Annotated in this window: 2 protein-coding genes; both read right to left on the bottom strand. The window is 60.5% G+C overall.

The features are described from left to right. Nucleotides 1-1,112, bottom strand: a 1,112-nt coding sequence (serS, locus tag KG698_RS15000; RefSeq protein ID WP_213686351.1) for a serine--tRNA ligase, incomplete at its 3' end; no start/stop codon positions are given. Between the two features lie 166 nt (nucleotides 1,113-1,278). Then, nucleotides 1,279-2,577 carry a pentapeptide repeat-containing protein gene (locus KG698_RS15005; RefSeq protein WP_213686352.1) on the bottom strand — a complete coding sequence of 433 codons (1,299 nt, stop codon included), beginning with the start codon at nucleotides 2,575-2,577 and terminating at the stop codon, nucleotides 1,279-1,281. Nucleotides 2,578-2,638: the final 61 nt, after the last annotated feature.

A 2,638-nucleotide genomic window follows, 5' to 3' on the forward strand; every position in this document is an offset into this window, starting at 1 on the left:
GTGGGGCGGAAGCGGGCATTCATGCGGCGCGCCTGAAAATCGCCGCAGGTCGAGACAGAGCTGATCTCGCGGTAGCAGTTCTGGCCGGGCAGCCATGCCTCGATATCATAGGTGCGGCGCGCGCCAAAGCCCATGTCGCCGGTGCATAGCACCATGGTTCTATAAGGGATTTCAAGGCGTTCAAGGATGCCCTCGGCGCAGGCTAGCATGCGCTTTTGCTCATCGTCCGACTGGTCGGGATGGGTGATGGAGACCATCTCGACCTTTTCGAACTGGTGCTGGCGCAGCATGCCGGCCGTATCGCGGCCGGCGCTGCCCGCCTCGCTGCGGAAGCACAGCGAATGGGCGGTGTAGCGTTTGGGCAGATCGGCCGCGTCGAGGATTTCGCCCGCGACGATGTTCGTCAGCGTGACTTCGGAGGTGGGGATGAGCCACCAACCGTTCGTCGTCTCATAGCTGTCTTCGCCGAATTTCGGCAATTGGCCGGTGCCGAACATGGTTTCCGCGCGGACGAGGACGGGGCCGTTCACCTCGGTCAGGCCGTTGTCAAGTGTATGAACATCCAGCATAAATTGGGCAAGTGCGCGGTGTAGGCGGGCTGTGGCACCTTGCATCACGACGAAACGTGCGCCCGAGAGCTTGGCTGCGGTCTCGAAGTCGAGGCCGGGTTTGACGCCCGCGATGTCGAAATGTTCGCGGGGTTTGAAATCGAAGGCGCGGGGGGTGCCCCAGCGGTTGATCTCGACATTGGCGGCCTCGTCCGCGCCATCGGGGACATCGGCGGCGGGCAGGTTGGGGATGGTGGCCAGAAGGTCGCGGAGGGCGTCGTCCTTTTGCTTGGCCTCATCCTCGAGCCGGGCGATTTCATCTTTCTTTTCAGAGACTAAAGCGCGCAGGCGTTCGAATTCGGCATTATCGCCGCGCGCCTTGGCGGCACCCACATCCTTGGAGGCGGCGTTGCGGTCGGCCTGTGCTGTTTCGGCGGCGAGGATGCAGGCGCGGCGGGCCTCGTCCAGCGCGAGGATGTTCTGCGATTGCGGGGCCAAACCCCGGCGGGCAAGGGCTGCATCAAAGGCTGCGGGGGTGTCGCGAATGGCGCGGATATCATGCATCTTGGGCCTCGGGTCTTGGCGCGGTTTGGGCAGGGTATGCCAGAGGCAGGGGCGCTGGGGAAGGGGCCCGCGGTGCTGTCGTGATCGCGTAGTGATCCTGTCGTGATCTTGTCGTTACAGGATTTTGCACGGAAGTTGGGGGGTGGGGTGGTTCTGTGCGGTTGTGTTAGTCGGGGTCTTGGTCGCGGTAGTCGGGGTAGATCTTGATGCCGGGGTGATGTTCGGAGGCCCAAGCGCGCCAAAGGTCATCGAATTTTTCCGAGTAAGGAGGGATTTCACCATCTTCAATCCAGTGATCGGGCGCATTTTTGGCGAGCGGCGAAAAAATACCCAAAATGTCGGGCCAAAATGGCTGCAGCTGCTCCATCACGCTTCTGGAAACGAGCATGATCGCCGCGCCATGAAGGGACGCACCATAGAGGTTTGTTTCGGTCGAAGTCGTGATGCTGTTTAGCATCGCCCCTTGAAGTTGGGCGGCACGAAAATTCCCGCCTTGCATCTCGGCGCAGGAAAGGTCCGCTCCCTGCAACTGAGCGCCGACCAACTCCGTTCCTTGGAGGACTGCGCCGAATAGATTTGCCCCTTCCAATTGAGCTTCAGCCAAAAGCGTTCCTTGCATTTCCACAAAGAAAAGGTTTGCCCGTGTCAACTTGGTCTTTCTGAGATTGGCGCCTTGGAGAGCGGCTTTCTCAAAGAGTGCCTTTTCAAATGTCAGTTTTTGGAGGTCGCACCCCTGCAAGTTGGCCTCGCGCAAGTCGATGTCCGTTGGGCTGAGGCTAACTCCGCCAATCCTTTGCAAGCGACCGAGCGTTTGCGCGGCTTTTTCCATGTCCGACCGGACGGGTTTAAGGTGTATTGCCCAGTTTTCTATTTCTTGCCGGGTTGGATTCTCCGGCGGTTCCTTCGCCGGATACTGGCGGCTCAACTCTCGCACATAGATCGACAATTGCCGGGCGATGCGGGGGGCTGCGTCGGGGCGTTCGTTCGCCAAGCCTTCGAGCAGGTCGATTGCGGCGGCGCGGGTGACGAGGTCATCCTCCCATTCTGTGAGTATGGTTTCCTTGTCGGTGCCTTCGTGTAGCACCCGCGTCACCTGCCGCCTTGCGGCCAGATCCTTGGCGGCGGCGTTGATCTTGTCGTTGAAGAGCGCCTCTTCTTTCAGGGCGGCTTCTTTGCGGGCGGTGTCGAGGGTGTTTTGCGCCACCACCGTGCGCCAGATGAGGAAGGGCGCGCCGAGGAGTGCCACCAAAAGCGCGCCGAGGCTGAGGGTGGCACCTTGGCCGGTGAAGGCACCAAAGACCAAGACGAAGGCGGCGGCGAAGGCCATGACGAACAAGGCCAGGAAGGCGAGCACGACAAGCGTGAAGAAAAAGCCGATGAAATGCCCAAAGCCCTTGGGGTATTCGCGCGGGTCGCTCAGGCCGAGCCAATCGAACAAGGTCGGGGGTTTGTTCTCGTTGGACATAGATACTCACCCGTCACTCGTTACCGTGGCGAGTAAATCAAATTTGGGGCGGCGTGCAAAG

Origin of the sequence: Roseicyclus sp., from assembly GCF_018402035.1 — a bacterium.
Classification (GTDB): domain Bacteria; phylum Pseudomonadota; class Alphaproteobacteria; order Rhodobacterales; family Rhodobacteraceae; genus Roseicyclus.